The organism is Salipiger sp. H15 (genome assembly GCF_040409955.1).
Lineage (GTDB): Bacteria > Pseudomonadota > Alphaproteobacteria > Rhodobacterales > Rhodobacteraceae > Salipiger.
This window is the reverse complement of record NZ_CP123384.1, coordinates 2,565,266-2,588,411: the sequence shown is the minus strand read 5'-3', so window position 1 is coordinate 2,588,411 and position 23,146 is coordinate 2,565,266. Positions and strand designations below refer to the sequence as shown.

The window sequence follows — 23,146 nt, the reverse complement described above, 5'->3', positions numbered from 1 at the left end:
AACTGTCCCGCAACGGCGCGAGGTCAAGCCCCCGCGCCGCCCGCCGGGGGCAAGGCCGCGCCCTGCCCCTTCTTCTCTTTCCAAATACGCAGATCCGGCGCTGCCGGAGGCGCCGCGCTCAGAGCACCGCGTCGAGCGCCTCCAGAAGCTTCGTCACCTCGGCCTCGGTGGTGTAATGGGTGAAGGAGAGCCGCAGCACGCCCTTGTCGGGTTCCACCCCCTGCGCCTGCAGCGCGCGCACCGCATAGAAATCGCCGCCGCCCGCCATGATGCCATGCTCCGCCAGCGCCTCGGCCAGCGCGAGGCCGGGTTTCGCGTGCTCGACGGCGATGGTCGGCGCGCGGCGCTCGGCGTCGGTCGTGCCCAGCAGGCGCACCGAGTTGCGCCCGGCGAGGTAGTCGAGCAGCGGCTTGGTCAGCGCCACCTCCTGTGCCCGCATCAGCGCCGCCACCCCGCGCGCGTCGGTGCCGTGGTGCGCCGCCTGCGCGTCGACGTAGTCGGCCATCCCGGCACAGGCCGCGACCTGCGCATGGTCCGGGCCCGCCGGGGTGAAGCGCTTGTAGAGCGTGCCGCCGTTGAAATAGTGGCCCTGGTTCGGCAGCAGCTCGCCGAGCGCGCGGCGGATCACCATCAGGCCCTGATGGGGCCCGTAGGTCTTGTAGGCCGAGAAGAGGTAGATGTCTGCGCCGAGCGCGCCCACGTCGGGGAAGCCGTGCGGCGCGTAGCTGACGCCGTCGACGCAGGCAAAGGCGCCGGCGGCGTGGACCATGGCGCAGATCTCGGCGACCGGGTTGATCTCGCCCACCACGTTCGAGCAATGCGGGAAGCAGACCAGCCGCACCTTCTCGTCCAGCAGGTCGGCGAGCGCGGCCGGGTCGAGGTGGCCGGTCTCGGGGTCCATGCGCCATTCGCGGACCTCGATCCCCTCCTCGGCCAGCCGCCGCCAGGGGCCCGAGTTGGCCTCGTGGTCCTGGTTGGTGACGATGATGGCCTCGCCCGGCTTCAGGAACCGGCGGAAGGCATTGGCCAGCACGAAGGTGTTGGCGCTGGTCGAGGGGCCGAAGCTCAGTTCCTCGGTCTCGACCCCCAGCAGCGCGGCCATGCGGACCCGCGCCTCGTCCATCTCGGCGCCGCCGTCCCGCGCGGGAGCATAGGGGCCGTAGGGCTGCATCTTGCGCGCGTGGTAGAAGCGCGTCAGCCGGTCGATCACCGGCCCGCAGGTGTAGGACCCGCCGGCATTCTCGAAGAAGGCCAGCCCCTGCAGCGACGGCTCGGAGAAGGCCGGGAAAAGGCCGCGGGTGAACTCGATATCCAGCATGAAACGCTCCATTGGGGTTTGCGCGCAGAAAAGCCGCGGCGCCGCGAAGGGTCAAGGGGCGGCGGAGGTGACCGAAGGCGCGCGGGATGGCATGATCCCCGCGGGGGGGGCGGCGGGGAGGCGCCGGTCCCCTCGCCGCGCGGCCCCGGGGTCATCGCCCCGTTGCCCGGCGGCGCTATCATGTCATCATGCGTGGCTGGCGGGCGGCCCCGACCACCGCCACCGCGCGCAGCGGCGCAGCGAGGAGGAGCACCATGCAGACCGGCAGCATCCACATCAGGACCGAGGGACCGGAGGAGGCCGCGGCGATCTCGGCCCTGACCACGAGCGCCTTCGACAGCGCCGAACATGCCAGCGGCCACGAGGCGCAGATCGTCGAGGACCTGCGCTCGGCCGGGGCGCTCACCGTCTCGCTGGTGGCCGAGGAAGGTGGCGCGCTGGTCGGCCATGTCGCCGTCTCGCCGGTCGAGGTGGACGGGCACCATGGCTGGCAGGGGCTGGGGCCGATCTCGGTCGTGCCCGGGCGGCAGCGGGGCGGCATCGGCACGGCGCTCATGCGCGCCGCCCTCTCCGAGCTTCGTGCGGCGCATTGCAAGGGCGTGGTGCTGGTCGGTAACCCGGCCTTCTACGGGCATTTCGGCTTCCGCCAGGCGCCCGGGCTGGTGCTCGCAGGCGTGCCGCCCGAGGTGCTTCTCGCCCTGCCCTTCGGCGCCGAGATGCCCGAGGGCGTGCTGCGCTACCACGCCGCCTTCGGGCTGGAGTGAGCGGCGGTTCGGCCCTTCCCGCACAAACGAAACGCGGGCCCCGAGGGGCCCGCGCCTGTTCTCCGTTCGGGTGAACTCACACCCGCCGTTCGGCCTGCAGCCCGCGCCAGATGGCAAGGCACATGACCAGCAGCACCAGCGTGAACGGCAATCCGGTCGAGATCACCATCGATTGCAGTGACGACAGCCCCCCGGCCGAGAGCAGCAGCACGATCGCCACCGCCCCCTCGAAACAGGCCCAGAACACCCGCTGCGGCACCGGCGCGTCGACCTTGCCGCCCGCGGTGATCGTGTCGATGACCAGCGAGCCCGAGTCCGACGAGGTGACGAAGAAGACGATCACCAGCACCACCGCCAGCACCGAGGTGATCGAGGAGAGCGGCAACGCCTCGAGCATGGCAAAGAGCGACAGCGGCGGGTTGTAGTCGTCGATGACGTTGGCCTTCACGAGGCTCCCCGCCGGATCGCTCAGCACCTGGTCGATCGCCGCACCGCCAAAGACCGCCATCCAGAGCACGCAGACGAGGCTCGGGATGATCAGCACGCAGATGAGGAACTCGCGCACCGTGCGGCCGCGGCTGACGCGGGCGATGAACATGCCGACGAAAGGCGACCAGCTGATCCACCACGCCCAGTAGAACGCGGTCCAGCCCTGCACGAAGTCGGTGTCCTCGCGGCCCACCGGATTCGACAGCGGCACGAGGTCGACGAGATAGGCCCAGAGCCCGCTGGCGAAATCGGTGAAGATCAGCAGCGTCGGGCCGACCAGCAGCACGAAGAGCAGCAGCGCCGCGGCGAGGATCATGTTGATCTCGGAGAGCACCTTCACCCCGCCATCGAGGCCGCGCACCACCGAGACCAGCGCGATCGAGGTGATGAAGGTGATGATCACCACCTGCATCGTGGCGCTGACCGGCAGGCCGAAGACGTGGTTGAGCCCGGCGTTCACCTGCTGCGCGCCGAAGCCGAGCGAGGTGGCAAGGCCGAAGAGCGTGGCAAAGACCGCAAGGATGTCGATGATGTGCCCCGGCCAGCCCCAGACCCGCTCGCCCAGCAGCGGGTAGAAGGCCGAGCGCACGGTCAGCGGCAGGCCCTTGTTGTAGGAAAACAGCGCCAGCGCCAGCGCCATCACCGCGTAGATCGCCCAGGGGTGCAGCCCCCAGTGGAAGATCGTCGCGGCAAGGCCGATGGTCTTGGCCGCCTCGACGTTCTCGGGAATGAGGTTGCCGTCCGCGTCGAAGGGCGACGGCACGCCGAGCGGCGAGCTCACCGCCATGTGGTAGACCGGTTCCAGCACGCCGAAGAACATGAGCCCGATGCCCATGCCCGCGGCGAAGAGCATGGCGAACCAGCCCGCGTAGCCGTAGTCGGGCGTCGCCTCCGCCCCGCCGAGCCGCACCGAGCCCATGGGCGTCACGATCAGCAGCAGGCAGAAGATGACGAAGATGTTCGCCGCGCCGAGGAAAAACCAATCGAAAGTCTTGGTGGCAAACGAGAACAGCCAGCTGAAGATCGCCCCTGCCTGCTCCGGCAGCGCCAGCGTGTAGAAGACGAAGGCGACGACCACCGCCCCCGAGATCACGAAGACCGGGTTGTGGATGTCGAGCCCGAAGGGGCCGAACTGCGCCTCGATATTGTCCTGGCCGATCTCGTAATCGGTGTCGATGATGTCCGCGGCGCCCTCCGGTGCCGGGATGCCCTGGTCCGGGGCCTGTGAAGTGTCGCTCACGCGTGGACCCTCCTTTTTCCTTCTTTCGTTTTTCGTCTCGTGTCGTCGCGCCCTCAGCGCACCAGCAGCACCGAGACCTTGGCCCGCGCCGCGATGGTGCCGCCGTTCGACGGCCAGAAATGGTCGGCAAGCCCGGGAACGTGGCTCGCCATGACCACGAGATCCGCGCCGGTCTCGCTCACTGCGGCGACCAGCGCCGGGTCGAGATCGACCGCGGGGTCATGCGTGGTCACCGCATGGGCCTCGGCGGGCACGCCCGCGGCGAGGCCCCGCGCCTTGGCAAAGGCGTCGAGCTTCTCGCCGTATTCCTGCGGCGTGCGGGCAATTCCCGAGGGCAAGGCCGCGGTGACCCCGACGAAGACCAGCCGCGCGCCGTAATGCGCGGCAAGATCGCCCGCGACGGTCAGCGCCTTCGCGAGCCGGTCGGCATGGGTCAAATCCACAGGGACCATGATGCGGGTGAACATGGCTCGCTCCGTCTTCGGTACGGCCGGCGCGAGGCCGGCCTATGGGCTTGCGGTTTCGAGGGATGCCGGCGGGCTTGCGCGCGCCCATCCCTGCTGCTGGAGCGCGCGCCGGAATGTTTCCGACCGCGCCTCGGACGGTGCCTGCAGGCACCGCACCGCGCCGGTTCCCCCTGGGAGCGCGGCGCGTCGACACCGGACGAGCTAGCGCACGATTGCGTGAGGGAAAGGCCGGAAGCCGATAAAATCGCGAAACCTTCCGCATCGGGGGCCGTCGCGCCCCGGCTTTCCCGGGGGCAAGCCCCCGCTGCGCGCCGCTGCCGGCGCCGGGCTTCGGTCAAGGGAAACAAGGCCTTGCCCCCCGCCCGGCGCAACGGCAGGCAGAAGGCCACTTGACCGGCAGGACGGGAATGCTACTCAGGCACCACGGTGGGCCTGTAGCTCAATTGGTTAGAGCAGGGCGCTCATAACGTCTTGGTTGCGGGTTCAAGTCCTGCCGGGCCTACCAGAACACCCCAGCATCGAGGCCATGGCGAGTCGTCCCCCGCGCGGCGGCGGCCGTGCGCGACCGACAGGCCTGTGCATGGGGGCAAAGGCTCCAGCGGTCCGTCTTCATCAGCCACCCTGCCCTTGCCTCAAGGCAGCGTTGCACGTCACCGATCAGGCAGATTGACCGGGCGTTATCCTCGCCCGCCGTCCCGCCCCGCGCCGTCTGACCCGGCGCGGGGCGCTGAGTGTCAGGCGTCGACGCCCATCGGCAGGTGGCGCCGGCGCTCACCGGTGGCGGCGAAGAGGCCGTTGGCGATGGCCGGTGCCACCGGCGGCACGCCGGGCTCGCCCACGCCCGTCGCATGGACCGAGAACGGGTGCGGCACGATATGGGTGACCACGGTCGGGAAGTTGTCGGACCGCACCACGTCGTAGTCGTAGTAGTTCGACTGCGTCACCGCGCCGTCCTCGAAGGTGATGCCCGAGTGCAGCGCCACGGTCATGCCCATCACCGCCGCGCCCTGCAGCTGGCTCTGGATGCGCTCGGGGTTGGCGGCGAAGCCGCAGTCGATGGCCATGTGCATCTCGGGGACGGTGATCTTGCCGTCCGCCACCTTCACCCGCGCCGCGCAGGCGACGTAGGAGACGAAGCTGCGGTGCACGGCAAGGCCGATGCCCTCGCCCTCGGGCAGGTCCTTGCCGTAGCCGATGCCGTCGGCCACGACGTTGAGCACGTTGGCCAGCCGCCCGGTCTCGATCGGGAATTCGGCCATGGGCTCGCCGTAGTTCCAGAAGTCCCCCGGCAGGCCCGAGGCCGCGAGGTCGAGCGTGCGCGGCGCGCCGATCAGTTCGAGCCACATCTGCCGCTGGTCCTTGCCGAGCTCGCTGGCCAGCTCGCCGACGCAGGAGCCGATCGCCCAGGCGTGCGGGATGTTCGACACCGAGCGGAACCAGCCGATGCGCGTATGGGCCAGCGCCTTGCCATGCTCGCAGCGGATGTTCGGCAGGTCGAACGGCAGGTCCGTCATCCCCATGGCCAGCTCGATCGGCAGCACGTTGCCCTCGTCCGGGGCGAAGGTCGACAGGATCGAGGGCGCCACCGAGCGGTGCCGCCAGCCGGTGACCTTGCCCGCCTCGTCGAGCGCGACGTCGATCCGCTCCGCCGAGGTGGTGTGGTAGAACGAGTGCTTCACGTCATCCTCGCGCGTCCACTGCACCCGCACCGGCGCGCCGACCTCCTTCGAGAGCAGCGCCGCCTCGGTGACGTAGTCGGCCTTGGACTTGCGCCCGAAGCCGCCGCCGAGCAGCGTGACGTTGACCGTGACCTGCTCGGGGGTGAGTCCCAGCGCCTTGGCCGCGTCCTTGCGCGTGGTGTAGGGGCTCTGCACCGGCGCCCAGATCTCGAGCGCGTCCGGGGTGTAGCTGGCGATCGCCGCCGGCGGCTCCATCGGGATATGCGCGACGTGATCCTGCGTGTAGGTGCCGGTGAAGGTCTTCGCGGCGCCCGCAAGCGCCGCCTCGACGTCGCCCTGGTCGCGCGCCACCGTCCCGGGGTTCTCCGAGGTGGCGATCATCTCCTGCATGTAGGGCTCGGAATTGTAGCCGCCGTTCGGCCCGGCCTCCCACTCGATCTTCAGCTTGTCGCGGCCCTGCATCGCGGCCCAGGTGTTGCTGGCGACCACGGCGATGCCGCCGAGCGGCGAGAACTGCACGGGCATCGAGACATAGGGGATCTCGTGCACGCTCTCGACGCCGGGGACGGCCAGCGCCTCGGTCGCGTCGTAGGACAGCGCCTTGCCCGCGACCACCGGCGGGCGGGCGATCACCGCGTATTTCATCCCCGGCAGGACCACGTCGGCGCCGTAGACCGCGCTGCCGGTGGTGATGTCGTGCAGGTCGATGATCTGCACCTCGCCCTTGCCGATGTAGCGGAACTGGTCCTCGGTCTTGTAGGTGACCTCCTCGTGCGCCGGGACCGGCTGGGTCATCGCCGCCGCGGCCAGCTCGCCGAAGCCGAGGCTCTGGCCCGCGGGCCCCTTCGCCTCGTGCATCTCGACGGTGACCTCGGAGGGATCGACACCCCATTCCGCCGCCGCGGCGCGGGCCAACATGGTGCGCACCGCGCCGCCGATCTTGCGCGCCATCTGGATGTGGTGGCGCATCGAGCGCGAGCCGTCGGTGTCCTGGTTGCCGTATTTCGGCTCGTCGCCCGGTGCCTGGACGATCTTCACGCGCGACCAGTCGGCCTCCATCTCGTCGGCCATGACCATCGGGATCGAGGTGCGGCTGCCGGTGCCCATCTCGGAGCGGTGCGCGACCAGCGTCACCGTGCCATCGGGGTCGATCGAGACGAAGACCAGCGGGTCCTCGACGATGCCGTGCTCCATGCCCGCCCCGCCGGTGGCATAGGTGTCGAAGGCGCGCGCCGGGACCGCGTAGGCGGCAAGGGCGAAGGCGCCGGTGGTGCCGAGAAAGCCCCGGCGGGTGACCTTGGCCAGCCGCACCCGGGCGGCGGCGCTCTCGATCAGCGGTTCAAGATAGTTCAGCATGGCTCAGATCCCCGTGCTGGCGTGACGGACGGCCTCGACGATCCTCTGGTAGCAGCCGCAGCGGCAGACATTGCCGGACATGGCCGCGAGAATCTGGTCGTCGGTGGGTTTCGGGGTCTCGCCGAGGAAGGCCGCCGCCTGCATGATCTGGCCGGGCTGGCAGAAGCCGCATTGCGGCACGTTGAGATCGCGCCACGCGACCTGAACGGGGTGGTTGCCCTCGGGGTCGAGCCCCTCGATGGTGGTGACGGCCTTGCCCTCGACGGCGCCAAGGCTGGTCTGGCAGGCGCGCACCGCCTTGCCCTCGACATGCACCGTGCAGGCCCCGCAGAGCCCGGCGCCGCAGCCGTATTTCGTACCCGTGAGCCCGGCGATGTCGCGGATGGCCCAGAGCAGCGGCATGGCGGGATCTTCGTCGAAGTCCCGCTGGGTGCCGTTCAGCGTAATGGTGGTCATTTCTTCCTCCCGCAATTGAAATTCTTGGGCGGCCGGAATGAAACGGGCGAATTGAAATACAGGGTGACGCTCAGTTCAGAATCGCCGCCAATCTGCGCAATGCTAACACAGAATGCCCACCCGCTCAGCACCGGGGAAATCGGCAGGCGGGATTGCAGTCCCGCCTAGGCATGTCAGTCGGGAGAAGTCACCCCGGAAGGTCCTGGAGAGACTGGATTTTCCGCAAACGGATTTTGGGCCACGCGCATTCCGGGCGATGCACCCCGGCGCCCCGGAATGCCGCCTGTCGGTCCGAAAGTCCTGCGCTGAAAGAGCGCGCGCGCGGAGATCCGATGCGGTCCCGGAAAAGGCTGCCCGGATAGGTTTCGGGCAGCCCGGGCGCGCTCACTTGATCTTCTTGCTGACGCTGACGCCGGTCCCGGGGATCTTGACGTTCGCCTTCACGCCCTTCTTGCCGACATTCACCGAACCCGCCTTGCCCGAGACCTTGGCATGTGCGCCGCCGCTGCCGACCGACACGCTGCCACCCTTGACGTTCTTGCTGACCTTCACGCTCATCGAAGTTCTCCCTGCAAAAATCTGCCGGCCCTGACGATGCGGCCGGCGCGCCCGAGTTCAATTCCTGTGCCCGATACTGCGGATGTCGGCGGGACCGGGCAAGCGCGCGTGCCCTCGGGCCGGGGAAGCCCGCCGGGAAACCGGCGGCACAGGCGAATTGGCGCCGGTCCCGGCCCTGCCATGGCCCGGCGAAGATGCAGTCCCGCCGCGCCGGAGCCGGGAAGGACCGCGCGCCCAACGGCAACGATCGCCGGGGACGTGTCGCGCAGGCGACATTAGCCCCTACTCAATCAACAATCATTTACCTGAAAGGCGATTTCGACCCATTTCCGCCACAGTTCAATCACAGTTTTTCCCTCCCCCGCTTCTAAGGTTTGATTAACCAAGATCGCGAAGACCGGAACCAGAAAGACCGGCGGCGGTTTGGAGCAGTTGCGTACAGGGAAAGGGTAGCCCATGCCGGATCGTCTCGATCGTCACCCGAAAATCACCACTTCCTTCCTCGGGGTGCTGCTTTTCGTGCTGGTCTCCGCCACCGCGGCGGCCATCTTCGGCATTCGCTGGCAGGCACAGGAATACCAGGTCCAGCTGCAGCGCGAGCTCGGCCTTCGCGGCGCGCAGGCGCTGGCACAGACCTTCAACAAGGCGATCACCCGGGAATTTGATTCTCTGCGCGCCGTCGCCGAACGCACCGCCTATTCCGACCCCGCCGAGATGCAGGACTTCGCCAATGCCGTCACCCGCGCCGGCGGCCAGATCGCCTGGGCCGGCTTCGCCTCGCCCGACGGGCTGGTCATCGCCGGCTCGCACGGCGAGCGCGTCGGCGACGACGTGTCCGAACGCAACTGGTTCCGCTCCGGCTTCGCCGGCGAGACCGTGGGCAACGCCTACGTCCGCAACGAGGGCAAGGATGACGAGGTGAGCCTCATCAACATCTCGATGCCGGTGAAGGACAGCTTCGGCGACACGCAGGCCGTGGCAGTCTACAGCCTGCGCATGTCCTGGGTTCAGGAGTACATGTCCGAGGCGGCGAAGGAGCTCGACCTCGCGGCGCTGATCCGCGACCGCAAGGGCCGCACCCTCGTCGACACCCGCCCCGATCCCGAAGCCGAGCTGCCCGCGCGGGTCGAGGGGCTGATCCTCGCCGGCCGTCCCGACGCCGACCGCACCCGCCTGCACCGCAGCGACGCCGGCCACCTCTACGCGGTGCTGCCGAACTTCACGCTCGACACCATGCCGGGCTTTGGCTGGACGCTGATCGTCGACGTGCGCGAGGACAGCTTCGGCGCGGCGCTTCCGGATTTCATGCGGATGATCAACCTGATCATCGCCGGGATCTCGCTGACGGTGCTGATCGCGGTGAGCGTGCTCTTCCGCTACCTCACCCGTCCCTTCCAGCGCCTCATCCGCACCGCCACGGCGCTTGCCGACGGCCAGATGGTCTACCCGCGCGAGGAGCAGAGCACCCGCGAGAGCATGCTGCTCTCGGCCGTGCTCGCACGGCTCCAGACCCAGATCCAGTCGCTCCGCGCCAAGCCGTAAGCCGGGCACGGAGCAGCAAGGGGATCAGGCGCAGCGTTCGGTCGCTGCGCCTTTTTCCTGTCCGAGGATCCCGGCGGCGATCTCGAAGCTCTTCAGCCGCGCCGCGTGATCGTGGATCATGCCGGTGAGGATCAGCTCGTCCGGCTGGTAGCGGGCGATCAGCTCCTCGAGCTCTGCCCCCACCTTGTCGCGGTCGCCGACCGCCGAGATGCGCAGCGCCGAGTTCGCCATGGCAAGGAAGCGCGGATCGGTCTGCGCCGCGATGTCGGCCACCGGGCGCGGCAGGCGGCCGGGCCGGCCGGTGCGCAGGTTGATGAAGGCCTGCTGCTGCGAGGACTTGATGCGGATCGCCTCCTCGGTGGTGTCAGCGGCCCAGACGTTCGCCGCCAGCATGAAGCGCGGTTCGCGGGTCACGCCCGGCTGGAAGCGGGTGCGGTAGACGTCGATCGCCTGCTCGAGCGCGTCGGGCGCGAAATGCGAGGCGAAGGCGTAGGGCAGCCCGAGATGCGCCGCCAGCTGCGCGCCATAGAGCGACGAGCCAAGCATCCAGACCGGCACATGCGTGCCCTCGCCCGGCACGGCCAGCACCGGCTGGTGCTCCTCGGCCTCCTGGAAATAGCCCAAGAGCTCGATCACGTCCTCGGGGAAACGGTCGGCGGCGGTGCTCATGTTGCGGCGCAGCGCCATGGCCGTCACCTGGTCCGAGCCCGGCGCGCGGCCGAGGCCGAGGTCGATCCGGCCGGGGAACAGCGTTTCCAGCGTGCCGAACTGCTCGGCGATGACCAGCGGCGCGTGGTTGGGCAGCATGATGCCGCCCGCGCCGACGCGGATGGTCTTCGTCGCCGCCGCCACCTGCCCGATCACCACCGCCGTCGCCGCCGAGGCGATGCCGCGCATGTTGTGGTGCTCGGCCAGCCAGTAGCGCTTGTAGCCCCAGCCCTCGGCGTGGCGGGCAAGGTCGAGCGTGTTGGCCAGCGCCTCGGCCGGGGTGCTGCCCTCGGGGACCGGCGAAAGGTCGAGCAGGCTGAAGGGAATGCGGGTCATGCGGCACCTCTGGATCGTGTTGACCCCCGATATAGGTCCCGCCGCCCCGCACCGTCACCCTGCACAGGCGCACAAAGGCCGGCTCGCCCTGTGCGCCTGCACAAATGCGCCCCGTGCGCCTGCACAAATGCGCCCCGTGCGCCAGCACAAATGCGCTCAGCGCGCCGCCATGCGGATCGCGCCGTCGAGCCGGATCACCTCGCCGTTCAGCATCGGGTTCTCGACGATGTGCTGCACCAGCGCGGCGTATTCCGACGGGTTGCCGAGCCGCGCCGGGAAAGGCACCTGCTGGCCGAGGCTGTCCTGCACCTCCTGCGGCAGCCCCTGCATCATCGGCGTCAGGAACAGCCCCGGGGCGATGGCGCAGACGCGGATCCCCAGCGAGGCGAGATCGCGCGCCATGGGCAGGGTCATGCCCACCACGCCGCCCTTCGAGGCGGCATAGGCCACCTGCCCCACCTGCCCCTCGTAGGCCGCGACCGAGGCGGTGTTGACGATCACCCCGCGACTGCCGTCCGCGTCGAGCGGGTCGTTCTTCGCCATCAGCGCCGCCGCCTGCGAGGCGAGGTTGAACGTGCCGGTGAGATTGATCGCGATCGCCCGGGCGAAAAGCGCCGGGTCATGCGGCGCGCCGCGCGAGACGGTCTTGGCCCCCGGCGCGATGCCCGCACAACTGACCGCGACGTGCAGCGCGCCCTCGGCCTCGATGACCTGCGCCAGCGCCGCGGCGATGCTCGCGGGGTCGGTCACGTCGGTCTCGATGAACCGCCCGCCGATCTCCGCCGCCGTCACCGGCCCGCGCTCGGCGTCCCGGTCGAGCAGCGTGACCTTGGCGCCCAGCCCCGCGAGCCGCGCCGCTGTGGCGGCCCCCAGCCCCGAGGCGCCGCCCGACACCACGGCCACAAGTTTCGCGTCGATCTGCATGATACTCCTCCCGATTTGTCCTCGGGGCGGAGTTGAAACGCGCGCGGCGCGCTTCGTCCAGCGCGGGCCGTCGCGACGTTGCGTCAGCGCGGCGGAATGCGCTCTGCCGCGTCCAGCACCGGCGTCGCCAGCGCGCCGTAGAGGATCATCACCACCGCCCGGCTCGGCGCTTCCTTCAGCGCCTCGCCCAGTTCCGCCACGGTCGAATGGACCATGCGCTGGCCCTCCTTGCTGACGTTCTCGGCCATCAGCGCCGGGGTCTCGGGCGGCATCCCGGCGGCGATCAGCCGCTCGGCCAGCTTCGAGAAGGTGCGCCGCCCCATGTAGAGGCAGGTCACCGCCTCGGGATCGGCGAGCGCGGCCATGTTCATCTGCTCGGGCAGCGCGCCGGTCACGTCATGGCCGGTGACGAACTGCAGCCGCCGCGCGGTGAGGCGGCGGGTGAGCGGCATGGCGGCGGCAGCCGCGGCAGCCGAGGCAGAGGTGACGCCCGGCACCACCTCGAAGGGGATCCCCGCCTCGGTCACCGCGGCGATCTCTTCCTCGAGCCGTCCGAAGATGCCCGCGTCACCCGACTTCAGCCGCACCACGTGCTGGCCCGAAAGCGCGTGCTGCACCAGCAGCGCGCTGACGAATTCCTGCTTCGGCGAGGGGCATCCGGCGCGCTTGCCGACGGCGACCATCTCGGTCCCCTCGGCGCAAAGCTCGAGGATCGGCCCCGAGGCGAGATCGTCATAGAGCACCGCATCGGCCTTCTGCAGGCACTTGAGCGCCCGCACGGTCAGCAACTCGGGATCTCCGGGGCCGGAGGAGACGAAACTGACAAAGCCGGACATGGGGCCTCCGCGATCGGTCAAGGACTGCGCCCCGTGCTACGCCGCGCGCCGGGGCAGCGCAAGCGACGCGTCGCCCCAAGCTGCGGGAATCGCGGCGGAAGACGCCCGAAAGCAGACGCCCCGCACCTTTCGGCACGGGGCGTCGCAAACTCAACCCTGGTCAGGAGATCACAGGCGCGAGGCCACGTTTTCCCAGTTCACCAGGTTGTCGAGGAAGTTCGCAAGGTACGCCGGGCGCTTGTTGCGGAAGTCGATGTAGTAGGAGTGCTCCCACACGTCGCAGCCGAGCAGCGCGGTCTGGCCGAAGCAGAGCGGGTTCACGCCGTTCTCGGTCTTGGTGATCTTGAGGCCACCGTCGGTGTCCTTGACCAGCCAGGCCCAGCCCGAGCCGAACTGGCCCGCGCCCGCAGCGGCGAAGTCTTCCTTGAACTTGTCGAAGGTGCCGAAGGACTCGGCGATCGCCTTCTCGAGCTCACCCGGAAGCGCGTTCTCGCCCGGGCCCATCATTTCCCAGAACTGCGTGTGGTTCCAGTGCTGCGAGGCGTTGTTGAAGATGCCGTTCTGGGCAACCGCGCCGGCCTGGTAGGTGCCCTTGACGATCTCTTCCAGCGACTTGCCGGCCCACTCGGTGCCCTCGACCAGCTTGTTGAGCATGGTGACATAGGCGTTGTGGTGCAGGTCGTGGTGATATTCCAGCGTTTCCTTGGACATGCCCTTGGACGCCAGCGCATCGTGGGCATAGGGAAGATCGGGAAGTTCAAAGGACATATGCGTTTCCTTTCGCCTGTCGGTAAAGTTTGGGTGTATTCCTAGACCTGCCACACGCGAGGTCAAGCGAACTATGGTGCACCATCGCACTCAGGGCTCTGCGGCCAGCTCGTTGAGGCTCTGCACCTCGCACTGGCCATCTGCCTGGAATATCGCGTCGAATCCGGCCGGGATGGCGGTCACCGTGACCCGGCCCGTGGCCTTGTCGATGCCCGCCCGGTAGAGCATCTTGCGCGTCTGCTGCGCGTTCATCCCCACCGGGTAATCCCAGGTGAAGCTGAGCCGCGCCTTGCTGTCCATGGCGAGCTTTCCGAGCACCGGCAGCCCGCCGTTGTGAAAGAGCGCGATGGGATCCGAGATCACCACCCGGCCGTTCTCGGGATCATAGGCGATGAAGACCACCGGCGGCACCCAGCTCTGGCTGTTGGTGACCCGCAGGAGGCACAGGAAGCCCACCGCGCTGGCCGAGACCGACTGCGCCGGCACCATCGCCTTGGCCGCGAGGCTCTGCGCCGGCGCGGTCGCGACGACGTGCTGATCGGCCGAAACCGGTGCCGCAAGCAGGCAGGACAACAGGGCGGCGGCACGTGCAATTGGTCTCATCCGGTCGCCCCTGTCCTTCTCGGTCACTGCCGCTGACGCTACGGGCGCGGGCCGCCCGGCGCAATGTCGAACCGCTCAGAAATATCCGAAATCGTGGCTGTTTCTCGCGGCGCCGCTCAGCAGCCGGAAGGCGTAGTCCGCCACCGAACGGAAGCAGAAGACCTCGGCCTCGGTCTCGGAGACGATGCGCACCGCCGCGGCCACCTGCGCGATGCGGGTGCGCCGCAACATGCCGGGGGCCAGCGCCGAGGGCGCCATGTCCGCCGGGGTCAGCCGGGCCAGCGCCTCGCGCAGATGCGCGCCGGAAAGGCTCAGCCGGATGCGCATGTCCGACACGTCCTGCACCAGCGCGTGCACGCCCTGCCCGTCGAGCGCCGCCTGCAGCTTCGCCGCCGCCGCCCGCGCCTCGCCATAGGGCAGCAGCAGGAGCAGCTCGTCCGGCGACATCCACAGCAGCTCGCGCCCGCCGGTGCCGCTCGCCTGCCAGCGCCCCGGCAGGGTGCAGCGCGCCAGCGCCTCGACCGGACCGGCGAAGGCCGGGTCCGACAGGTCGCCGCGCAGCGCGATCATCCCGCAGGGGCCGGTCTCGCGCACCGTCAGCGCCCCCTCGGAGCTTGCGCCCATCAGCGGGCTCACCGGCTCGTACATCGTCTCAGGCATCGTTCCTTGCCCCCTCGGGATCGTAGAAGACCGGGCTCACGATGGTCGCCGTGAGCGTGGTTTTCGCCTCGTCGGCGGGATCGTAGTCGTCGGTGGTGAAGCTCAGTTCCTCGCCCATGCGCTGCGGCCCGTCGAGCACCAGCGCCATGGCGATGCCGCGACCCAGAGTCGGCGAGAAGTAGGACGAGGTCACCCTGCCTTGCGTGTTGCGCTGGCCGTTGGCGTTGCGTCCCGGCGCCAGCGCAAGCGCGCCCGTCGGCAGCACCCCGCCGTCGGCGGTCTCGAGCCCGACCAGCTTCCAGCGCCTCGGGTCGGCCATGTGCGCCCGCTCCTGCGCGCGCTTGCCGAGGTAGTCGTCCTTCTTCTTCGAGATCGCCCAGCCGAGGTTCAGGTCCTGCGGGATCACCGTGCCGTCGGTCTCGTCGCCGATCATGATGAAGCCCTTCTCGGCGCGCATCACGTGCAGCGCCTCGGTGCCGTAGGGCGTGACGTCCCACTCGGCGCCCAGATCCAGAAGCCGCCCCCAGAAGGCCCGGCCGAGATGCGCCGGAACCGCCACCTCGTAGCTCAGCTCGCCCGAGAAGGAGATGCGGTAGACCCGCGCCGGGAAACCGCCGAGCGTGCCCTCGGCAAAGGTCATGAAGGGCAGCGCCTCCTTGCTGACATCCATCCCGCCGAGCTTTTCCAGCAGCCTGCGCGCCTGCGGGCCGACCACCGCGACCTGCGCGTATTGCTCGGTCACGTTGGCGGTGTAAACTCGCCAGTCAAACCATTCACATTGCAACCAATCTTCCATGTGGGCATGGATGCGGTCGGCGCCGCCGGTGGTGGTGTGGCAGAGCCATGTGTCCTCGGCGAGCCGCACCACGACGCCGTCGTCGATCAGGAAGCCGTTCTCCGAGCACATGAGCCCGTAGCGGCATTTCCCGATCGGCAGCGTGCTCATCAGGTTGGTATAGAGCATGTCGAGGAACCGGCCCGCGTCCGGCCCCTTCACCACGATCTTGCCCAGCGTCGAGGCGTCGAGCAGGCCGAGGCTGCGGCGGGTCGCGAGGATCTCGCGGTTCACCGCCATCTCGGTGGTCTCGCCCGGGCGGCGGTAGCAATAGGGCCTGCGCCAGTGGCCCACCGGCTCCCAGAGCGCGCCGTTGGCGTCGTGCCAGGCGTCCATCGGCGTGCGGCGCAGCGGCTGGAACAGCTCGCCCCGTGCCTCGCCGGTGATCGCGCCGAAGGAGATCGGCGTGTAGGGCGGCCGGAAGGTGGTGGTGCCGACCTGCGGAATGGCTTCACCCAATGCATCAGAAAGCACCGCAAGCCCGTTGATATTGCTGAGCTTGCCCTGATCCGTCGCCATGCCGAGCGTGGTGTAGCGCTTGGCGTGCTCGACGCTCTCGTAGCCCTCGCGCGCGGCCAGTTGCAGGTCCGAGACCTTCACGTCGTTCTGGTAGTCGAGGAAGGCCTTCATCCGCAGGTCGGGCGTCGCTCGGGCGGGCACGATCCAGAGCGGCAGCAGCGGCGCCTCGGCGAAGTCCTCGCCCTCGGGTGCCACAATTTCGCCAACTTCACGCGAAACTTGAAGAGCGGCGTTGTTCCCTGCGTTTGCAGCGTCGTGAAGAACGTTCCTCAACGTCAACTCGCCGTTCGCGGCACCCGCGGGGATCACGTTGGCCAGCCCGTCCGCACCGGAGGGCGGCCGCGCGGCATCGGGGCGGAAGAAGGCGCCAGCCTCGTCCCAGCGCAGCTTGCCGCCGCAGTGGGACCAGAGGTGCACGACCGGCGACCAGCCGCCCGACATGCCGAGCGCGTCGCAGGGAATGTCCTCGAGCACGTTGCCCATGCCGTCGGCGAGGCAGCTGTGCACGGTGCGTACCCGCTGCCCGCCGCTGACGCGTGCGACGGCCCGGCCGGGATCGACGCGGATGCCCTTCTCGCGCACCATCTCCATCAGCCTGCCGCCGCCCATCGGCCGCGCGTCGAGCACGCGCACCACCTCGACCCCCGCCTCGTGCAGCACCAAAGCGGTGCGATAGGCGTCGTCGTTGTTGGTCACCAGCACGACCTTCTGGCCGGGGGTCACGCCGTAATTCACCACGTAGTCGCGCATCGCCGAGGCCAGCATCACCCCGGGCACATCATTGCCGGCAAAGCTGAGCGGGCGCTCGATCGCGCCGGTGGCTGTGACGATGCGCTTGGCACGGATGCGCCAGAGCCGGTGACGCGGGCCGATTGTTCCCGGCGCGTGGTCGGTGAGCCGTTCGTAGCCCAGCACGTAGCCATGATCGTGCACCGCCGCGCCCATGCAGCGCGCGACGCGGCGCAGGTTCGGCAGCGCGTCGAGCTCGGCGAGGGTCTTCTCGACCCAGGTCTCGGGCGCCATGCCGTCGATGCTGCCGCCATCCACCGGCGCGCGGCCGCCCCATTGCGCGCCCTGCTCGATCAGCAGCACCTGCGCGCCGCTCTCGGCCGCGACCTTGGCGGCCATGAGCCCGGCGACGCCGCCGCCCACCACCAGCACGTCGACGTGGACGTTGAAATGCTCGTAGCTGTCGGAGTCGCGGCTTTCCGGGTGCGGCGCCTTGCCGAGCCCCGCGGCGCGGCGGATCACCGGCTCGTAGAGGTGCTTCCAGAAGGCGCGCGGCCAGAGGAAGGTCTTGTAGTAGAACCCTGCCGGCAGGAAGCGCGCCAGCGCCGCGTTCACCGCGCCGAGGTCCTGCTCGAGGCTCGGCCAGCAGTTCTGGCTCTCGGCGGTGAGCCCGTCGAAGAGCTCGGTCGTGGTGGCGCGCTGGTTTGGCTCGAAGCGCGGACCGGTGCCGAGACCCACGAGGGCGTTCGGCTCCTCGGCGCCCGAGGCGACCACCCCGCGCGGGCGGTGGTACTTGAAGCTGCGCCCGACCAGCAGCCGGTCATTGGCGAGCAGCGCCGAAGCGAGCGTGTCGCCGGGATGGGCGCTCATCGACACGCCGTCGAAGGTGAAGCGGATCTTGCGCGAACGGTCGAGGAAGCGGCCGCCGCTGGCCAGACGGGTACTCATCTGCTGGACCTCGTGCACTTGCACCCGGCGCCGGCTCCCGTGGCGGGGCAAGTCGCGGGCGTATTTGGAAAGAGAAGAAGGCTCATGCCGGGACCTGCCAGTCCGGGTGGCGCGTGCGAATGCGCGCGATGATCTCGGCGGGCGGCTCGGGCAGGCGCGCGCTGTAGGTGCCGTAGACCTCCATGGTCACGCTGTCGCGGGCGGCGAGGAACCACTTGCCGCAGCCATAGGCGTGGCGCCAGCGCTCGAGCACCGGGCCCTTGGCCGCATGGCGGTTGAAGAGGTAGCCCTCGAGCTCGGCATCGCTGCTGCCGGGGCCGAAGCGCTTCAGATGCGCCTCGCCGCCGGGGGCGAGCTCGATCTCGGCGGCCTCGATGCCGCAGCAGGGACAGGTGAGGATCAGCATCGGGCCGCTCCGTTTCGGAAAATGGTCTTCGGGCACGCAAAAGGCCCGGCCGCCAAGGCGGGGCCGGGCCCTCTGGAGGGGTGAGGCGTCGCGCCGGAAGCGGCGCGGCGCGGGTCAGTTGCCAGCTTAGTTGCCGGTGTTGGTCTCGTCGGCTGCACCATTGTCGGCCGGGGCCATCTCGGCCGGAGCGGCATCGCTCGGAGCGGCCTCGGGAGCGGCTTCCGGCGCGGTCTGGGCGGGAGCGGTCGGCTCGACCGGAGCGGTCTCGACCGGGGCCGCGCCTTCGGCGGGTGCGCTCTCGTCCTGGATGGTGACGTTGACGTCATCGGCGGGCGCCGTCGTGCTGGTGGTGTCGTCGCCGCCGAACATCGCCCAGGCGAGCACGGCGAGCACGACGACGACGATGCCGAGCACGAAGGCCATGCCTGCACCGGCACCGCTCTTTGTGGTGGTCGTGGTGGTCGTGGTGGTGTGATCGCGCACCGGACGCGTCTCGAGACGGGGATCGCGCGTGGTGCGGTTGTCGGCAGTGTAATCGGACATTGATCTTCTCCAGTACGTTTCGTGACTGGATAGGCAACGCCGCGGGCCGCCGGCATGTTCCTGCCCCCGCGCGCAATGCTCCGTTTTCCGCCTATGGATGAGGCAGAGGCCCCGAACCCGCGCCTCAATTCCCGGCGTGCGGGCACATTCGGCGCGGAAGTCGCCGTCACCGTGTCGCAGATCAATGATTGGAGCCGCTCCGGACCTACCTTGGCCGGACCGCGGGTGTTCCCCGGCGCCGCGGTGCAAGGCAACAAGGAGGCCCCATGAGCAGACTTCTGACCCTCACGCTGACCAGCCATCTCGGCCGGCGCTACCCGGTGGAATTGTTCACCCGCGACACCGAGCTTGCCGAGGCGGGCGCGGTCTACATGCTGCTCCGCCTGCCCGAGGGCCGGGCCGTGCAGGCGCAGATCCTCTATGTCGGCGAGACCTGCGCGCTCGGCTCGCAGCTGGCGCAGGACAAGCTTCCGGGCGGGGCCTGGGCGCGGGCCGACGAGATGGGCTTCGACACGATCGGTGCCGTGGCGCTCGCCCGTCCCGAGGACCGTCACGCCGTGGCGCGGGAATTCATCCAGAGCTGGCACCCGCCCTGCAACGACGGGCACGGCGCCCATGCCGGGCTGATGGAACTGGCCGCGCCGCTGCCGGTGACGCTGCCGCGCGCCACGCGGCACTGAGCCGCCGGAAAGCAGGGGGTGCGCGCTCAATGCGCCACCCCGGCCGCGACGCTCTCGTCGATGAAGCGGCCCTCGCGGAAGCGGTCGAGGCCGAACTCTGCGGTGAGCGGCGAGTGGCCCTTGACCATGAGCTCGGCAAAGCCCCAGCCCGAGCCGGGGATCGCCTTGAACCCGCCGGTGCCCCAGCCGCAGTTGAGGAAGCAGTTCTCGAGCGGCGTCTTCGATAGGATCGGCGAGCGGTCGCCGGTGACGTCGACGATGCCGCCCCATTGCCGCAGCATCTTGAGGCGGGAGATCATCGGGAAGGTCTCGGTCAGCGCGCGCACCGTCTCCTCGATGTGCTGGAACGAGCCGCGCTGCGCATAGTTGACGAAGCCGTCGGTGCCGCCGCCGATCACCATCTCGCCCTTGTCGGACTGGCTCATATAGCCGTGCACCGTGTTGGCCATGACCACCACGTCCATGCAGGGCTTGATCGGTTCCGACACCAGCGCCTGCAGCGCGACGGACTCGATGGGCAGGCGGAAGCCCGCCTTCTCGGCCATGACGCCGGAATGGCCGGCGACGACGATGCCGAGCTTGTCGCAGTCGATCTCGCCCCGGGTCGTGGTCACGCCGCGCACCTTGCCGCCCTCCGAGCGGATCGCGGTGACCTCGGCGTTCTGCAGGATGTCCATGCCCATGTCCGAGCAGGCCCGCGCGTAGCCCCAGGCGACGGCATCGTGCCGCGCCGTGCCGCCGCGCGCCTGCCAGAGCGCGCCCAGCACCGGGTAGCGCGGGCCGTCGATGTTCATGATCGGGCAGAGACGCTTGACCTCGCGCGGGCCGATCATCTCGGTCTCGATGCCCTGCAGGCGGTTGGCGTGCACGGTGCGCTGGTAGCCGCGCAGCTCGTGCTCGGTCTGCGCCAGCATCATCACGCCGCGGGGCGAGAACATGACGTTGTAGTTGAGATCCTGGCTCAGCCCCTCGTAGAGCGCGCGGGCCTTCTCGTAGATCGCGGCGGAGGGATCCTGCAGGTAGTTCGAGCGGATGATCGTGGTGTTGCGCCCGGTGTTGCCGCCGCCGAGCCAGCCCTTCTCGACGATGGCGACGTCGGTGATGCCGAAGTTCTTGCCAAGGTAGTAGGCGGTGGCGAGGCCATGCCCGCCGGCGCCGATGATCACCACCTGGTAGCGGCGCTTCGGCTCGGGCTTGCGCCAGGCGCGCGCCCAGCCGGTGTGGTAGCGTGCCGCCTCGCGGGCGATGGCAAAAACCGAATAGCGTTTCATGGTGGTCGAATCCGCCGCTGTTGTCCCCTTGGGTATCTTGATACCTGCACGGCCCGCGGGCGGCTGCAACCACCCCGGTGGCGCGGATTTGCCGGATCGGCAGAAACCCGGCGCGGATCACGCCGCTGCGAGTGGTCCAAATGCCGCGCCGCTTCACCCTTTTTTCCCGCGCGCCTCCCGGCTACACACTTCGAAGAACGGGAGAGATCTGATGACCACATTCTGGATCGTGACGGTGCTGGCGGTGCTGGCGGTATCGACGCCGCTGCTGCTGGCCCTGCTGCGCAGCCGCAGCGAGATCGCCGGGGCCGAGGCCTTCGACCTGCGGGTCTATCGCGACCAGCTCTCCGAGATCGACCGCGACCGCGCCCGCGGCACCATCGGCGAGGCCGAGGCGGAGCGGCTGCGCACCGAGGTCTCGCGCCGCATCCTTGCCGCCGATGCCCGCGCGCATCAGGGTGCCGCCGGGACCATCGGCGCCGGTCCGCGCCGGGTCATCGCGGCGCTGGTGCTGCTCGCCCTGCTCGGCGGCAGCTACGCGCTCTACACGCGGCTCGGCGCGCCGGGCTATGGCGATCTTGGACTGCGCAGCCGCATCGCGGCCGCCGAGGCGCTGCGCGAGGGCCGTCCGAGCCAGGCCGAGGCCGAGGCCGCCGTGCCCTCCGCCCCCGCCGCCGATGCCCCCGAGGAATACGCCCAGCTGGTCGTGCGCCTGCGCGAGGCGGTGAAGGCGCGCCCGGACGACCTGCAGGGCCAGGCCCTGCTCGCCCGCTCCGAGGCGGCGCTCGGCAACTATGCCGCGGCCTACGCGGCGCAGCGCCGGGTGATCGAGTTGCGCGGCGCCGAGGCCGCCGCCTCGGATTACGCCGACCTTGCCGACATGATGGTGCTGGCCGCGGGCGGCTACGTCTCGCCCGAGGCCGAGGCGGCGCTCGACGAGGTGATGAAGCGCGATCCGCACAACGGCGTCGCGCGCTATTACGGCGGGCTGATGATGGCCCAGACCGGCCGCCCCGACAGCGCCTTCCGCATCTGGGACATGCTGCTGCGCGACAGCCCCGCCGACGCGCCCTGGGTCCCCGCCATCTCCGAGCAGATCCCCGAGCTCGCGCTGCGCGCCGGGATCAACGACTACCAGTTGCCCGAGACCGCGGGCGCAGGCGCCCTGCCCGGCCCCAGCGCCGGCGACATGCAGGCCGCCGCCGGCATGTCCGACGAGGACCGCCAGGCGATGATCGAGGGCATGGTCGAGAACCTCTCCGATCGGCTCGCCAGCCAGGGCGGCAGCCCCGAGGAATGGGCGCGCCTGCTGACCGCACTCGGCGTGCTTGGCCAGACCGACCGCGCCGCGGCGATCTGGACCGAGGCGCAGCAGGTCTTCGCCACCCAGCCCGAGGCACTCGCCATCGTGCGCGACGGCGCCGGCCGTGCGGGTCTCGCGACCGACTGAGCGCCGGTCGCTGCCTTCAGGCGTCCCCATCCCGGGACGCTGGGACCGCGGCCCGCGAGGCCGCGCGATTTACTGCACCGGCACCATCAGGTGGGCGTAGGGCGTTCCCGGCCACATGACCCACGGCTGGTCGGCGCCCTCGGGCACCATCGTCGGGTAGGTGTCGAGCAGCGGCTTCGCCCCAGCGCCGAGGATCATCACATGCGGTCCGGTGACCACCCACTGGTTGTCGGCGGTCTCGCCCTCGGCATAGGGGTCGGTGTTGCTGGCGCCCTTGTCCCCCAGCAGCATGTAGACGAAGCCCAGCGTCTCCGGCGGATCCTCCTTCTTCATGAAGGCCTGCAGGAAGCCCATCGAGGCCTCGTCCGCGCACATCGGGTTGGTGCCGGGGAACATGCAGGTCCAGCCGTTGGAGCCTTCGCGAAGGACCTGCATCTCGCCGCTTTCGTCGGGGGTCAGCAACGTGGAATTGGCGAGCACCGCCGGCGGCGCAACGCCGTCGAGCCGGTCCATCAAGCTGTCCACGGTGACTTCGGTGGTCTGACCCAGCGCCGACGACGCAAGCAGGATCAGGGTTCCCGCGGTCGCACAGATTTTCGGGCATGTCATGGTAGCGTCCTCCTCTTTCAGGTTCACGCTATCGCCGCCCGGGCCTGACACCGCACGACGGCGGTAGTCACATGACTATACGCCTATGCGCCTGAGACGGCAAAACATTCGTCCCGGCCCGCTTGGGTTGCGACGGCCTGACGCATAATCCCGCAAGGGTTGTCCGGAAAAAACTCCCGCGACCTGCCCTTGACCTTCCAGCGCGGGAAGCTCCTACCTCTGCGGTCACGGATCAGGAAAGGACGTTCCCATGGGCACCTACAAGGTCGAGGACATGAGCTGCGGCCATTGCGTCGCCACGATCGAAAAGACCGTCGGAGAGGCCGAGCCCGCGGCCCGGGTCGCCTGCGACCTGCCGTCGAAGACCGTCTCGATCACCGGCGCGCGCAACGAACCCGCCATCCTGCAGGCGCTGCGCGCGGCGGGCTATGCAGCGGTGCCGGCCTGAGGCC

At 69.5% G+C, this 23,146-nt stretch carries 22 protein-coding genes and 1 tRNA gene; 6 read left to right on the top strand and 17 right to left on the bottom strand.

Going from position 1 to position 23,146, the window contains the following annotated elements; translation table 11 throughout:
* Positions 1–118: 118 nt before the first annotated feature.
* Entirely contained in the window at positions 119–1,318 is a 1,200-nt protein-coding gene (locus tag PVT71_RS12560; RefSeq protein WP_353472124.1) for an aminotransferase class V-fold PLP-dependent enzyme, read from the bottom strand.
* Positions 1,319–1,572: 254 nt separating this feature from the next.
* On the opposite strand from PVT71_RS12560, the gene PVT71_RS12555 reads away from it, so the two are divergent.
* Positions 1,573–2,082: an N-acetyltransferase gene (locus PVT71_RS12555; RefSeq protein ID WP_353472123.1), complete on the top strand. Its 510-nt coding sequence runs from the start codon at positions 1,573–1,575 to the stop codon at positions 2,080–2,082.
* Between the two features lie 76 nt (positions 2,083–2,158).
* Here the strand turns inward: PVT71_RS12555 and PVT71_RS12550 are convergent, their stop codons facing one another.
* Positions 2,159–3,811, bottom strand: a complete 1,653-nt coding sequence (locus tag PVT71_RS12550; protein ID WP_353472122.1) for a BCCT family transporter — start codon at positions 3,809–3,811, stop codon at positions 2,159–2,161.
* Between the two features lie 53 nt (positions 3,812–3,864).
* The gene (locus tag PVT71_RS12545; RefSeq protein WP_353472121.1) at positions 3,865–4,278 is read right to left on the bottom strand and encodes a universal stress protein; all 414 of its coding nucleotides are present in this window, start codon (positions 4,276–4,278) and stop codon (positions 3,865–3,867) included.
* A 428-nt stretch (positions 4,279–4,706) separates the two neighbouring features.
* Between PVT71_RS12545 and PVT71_RS12540 the strand changes: the two genes are divergently transcribed.
* Positions 4,707–4,783, top strand: a tRNA-Ile gene (locus tag PVT71_RS12540).
* 229 nt (positions 4,784–5,012) lie between these two features.
* Here PVT71_RS12540 and PVT71_RS12535 read toward each other — a convergent pair.
* The 3 genes from PVT71_RS12535 to PVT71_RS12525 form a co-directional block, all read right to left on the bottom strand.
* Entirely contained in the window at positions 5,013–7,313 is a 2,301-nt protein-coding gene (locus tag PVT71_RS12535) for a molybdopterin cofactor-binding domain-containing protein (RefSeq protein ID WP_353472120.1), read from the bottom strand.
* Positions 7,314–7,316: 3 nt separating this feature from the next.
* Positions 7,317–7,769, bottom strand: a complete 453-nt coding sequence (locus PVT71_RS12530) for a (2Fe-2S)-binding protein (protein WP_353472119.1) — start codon at positions 7,767–7,769, stop codon at positions 7,317–7,319.
* 384 nt (positions 7,770–8,153) lie between these two features.
* Complete coding sequence (locus tag PVT71_RS12525; RefSeq protein WP_353472118.1) at positions 8,154–8,327, bottom strand: hypothetical protein; 174 nt, start codon at positions 8,325–8,327, stop codon at positions 8,154–8,156.
* A 456-nt stretch (positions 8,328–8,783) separates the two neighbouring features.
* Between PVT71_RS12525 and PVT71_RS12520 the strand changes: the two genes are divergently transcribed.
* Positions 8,784–9,869 carry a cache domain-containing protein gene (locus tag PVT71_RS12520; RefSeq protein WP_353472117.1) on the top strand — a complete coding sequence of 362 codons (1,086 nt, stop codon included), beginning with the start codon at positions 8,784–8,786 and terminating at the stop codon, positions 9,867–9,869.
* 24 nt (positions 9,870–9,893) lie between these two features.
* Here the strand turns inward: PVT71_RS12520 and PVT71_RS12515 are convergent, their stop codons facing one another.
* From PVT71_RS12515 to PVT71_RS12475, 9 genes are all read right to left on the bottom strand, one after another.
* Positions 9,894–10,913, bottom strand: coding sequence for an LLM class flavin-dependent oxidoreductase (locus PVT71_RS12515; RefSeq protein WP_353472116.1), 1,020 nt, complete (start codon positions 10,911–10,913; stop codon positions 9,894–9,896).
* A 156-nt stretch (positions 10,914–11,069) separates the two neighbouring features.
* Positions 11,070–11,837 carry an SDR family NAD(P)-dependent oxidoreductase gene (locus tag PVT71_RS12510; protein ID WP_353472115.1) on the bottom strand — a complete coding sequence of 256 codons (768 nt, stop codon included), beginning with the start codon at positions 11,835–11,837 and terminating at the stop codon, positions 11,070–11,072.
* An 83-nt stretch (positions 11,838–11,920) separates the two neighbouring features.
* A complete protein-coding gene (gene cobA, locus PVT71_RS12505) occupies positions 11,921–12,673 on the bottom strand; it encodes a uroporphyrinogen-III C-methyltransferase (RefSeq protein ID WP_353472114.1) in 753 nt (250 codons plus the stop codon).
* A 168-nt stretch (positions 12,674–12,841) separates the two neighbouring features.
* The gene (locus PVT71_RS12500; protein ID WP_353472113.1) at positions 12,842–13,441 is read right to left on the bottom strand and encodes a superoxide dismutase; all 600 of its coding nucleotides are present in this window, start codon (positions 13,439–13,441) and stop codon (positions 12,842–12,844) included.
* A 90-nt stretch (positions 13,442–13,531) separates the two neighbouring features.
* Positions 13,532–14,044: a hypothetical protein gene (locus PVT71_RS12495; protein WP_353472112.1), complete on the bottom strand. Its 513-nt coding sequence runs from the start codon at positions 14,042–14,044 to the stop codon at positions 13,532–13,534.
* A 75-nt stretch (positions 14,045–14,119) separates the two neighbouring features.
* Complete coding sequence (locus tag PVT71_RS12490; RefSeq protein ID WP_353472111.1) at positions 14,120–14,704, bottom strand: sarcosine oxidase subunit gamma family protein; 585 nt, start codon at positions 14,702–14,704, stop codon at positions 14,120–14,122.
* Positions 14,697–17,735 carry a sarcosine oxidase subunit alpha family protein gene (locus tag PVT71_RS12485; protein ID WP_353472110.1) on the bottom strand — a complete coding sequence of 1,013 codons (3,039 nt, stop codon included), beginning with the start codon at positions 17,733–17,735 and terminating at the stop codon, positions 14,697–14,699. Before PVT71_RS12485 ends, PVT71_RS12490 begins: the two co-directional genes overlap by 8 nt.
* An 82-nt stretch (positions 17,736–17,817) precedes the next feature.
* Positions 17,818–18,141, bottom strand: a complete 324-nt coding sequence (locus PVT71_RS12480; RefSeq protein WP_353472109.1) for a sarcosine oxidase subunit delta — start codon at positions 18,139–18,141, stop codon at positions 17,818–17,820.
* Positions 18,142–18,267: 126 nt separating this feature from the next.
* Entirely contained in the window at positions 18,268–18,684 is a 417-nt protein-coding gene (locus tag PVT71_RS12475) for a hypothetical protein (protein ID WP_353472108.1), read from the bottom strand.
* A 266-nt stretch (positions 18,685–18,950) separates the two neighbouring features.
* Between PVT71_RS12475 and PVT71_RS12470 the strand changes: the two genes are divergently transcribed.
* Positions 18,951–19,364: a hypothetical protein gene (locus PVT71_RS12470; RefSeq protein WP_353472107.1), complete on the top strand. Its 414-nt coding sequence runs from the start codon at positions 18,951–18,953 to the stop codon at positions 19,362–19,364.
* Positions 19,365–19,390: 26 nt separating this feature from the next.
* Here PVT71_RS12470 and PVT71_RS12465 read toward each other — a convergent pair whose 3' ends face one another.
* Positions 19,391–20,635, bottom strand: coding sequence for a sarcosine oxidase subunit beta family protein (locus PVT71_RS12465; RefSeq protein WP_353472106.1), 1,245 nt, complete (start codon positions 20,633–20,635; stop codon positions 19,391–19,393).
* Positions 20,636–20,846: 211 nt separating this feature from the next.
* Between PVT71_RS12465 and ccmI the strand changes: the two genes are divergently transcribed.
* Entirely contained in the window at positions 20,847–22,085 is a 1,239-nt protein-coding gene (ccmI, locus tag PVT71_RS12460) for a c-type cytochrome biogenesis protein CcmI (RefSeq protein WP_353472105.1), read from the top strand.
* A 69-nt stretch (positions 22,086–22,154) separates the two neighbouring features.
* Here the strand turns inward: ccmI and PVT71_RS12455 are convergent, their stop codons facing one another.
* The gene (locus tag PVT71_RS12455) at positions 22,155–22,694 is read right to left on the bottom strand and encodes a hypothetical protein (RefSeq protein ID WP_353472104.1); all 540 of its coding nucleotides are present in this window, start codon (positions 22,692–22,694) and stop codon (positions 22,155–22,157) included.
* Positions 22,695–22,944: 250 nt separating this feature from the next.
* On the opposite strand from PVT71_RS12455, the gene PVT71_RS12450 reads away from it, so the two are divergent.
* Positions 22,945–23,142, top strand: coding sequence for a heavy-metal-associated domain-containing protein (locus PVT71_RS12450; RefSeq protein ID WP_353472103.1), 198 nt, complete (start codon positions 22,945–22,947; stop codon positions 23,140–23,142).
* Positions 23,143–23,146 lie beyond the last annotated feature (4 nt).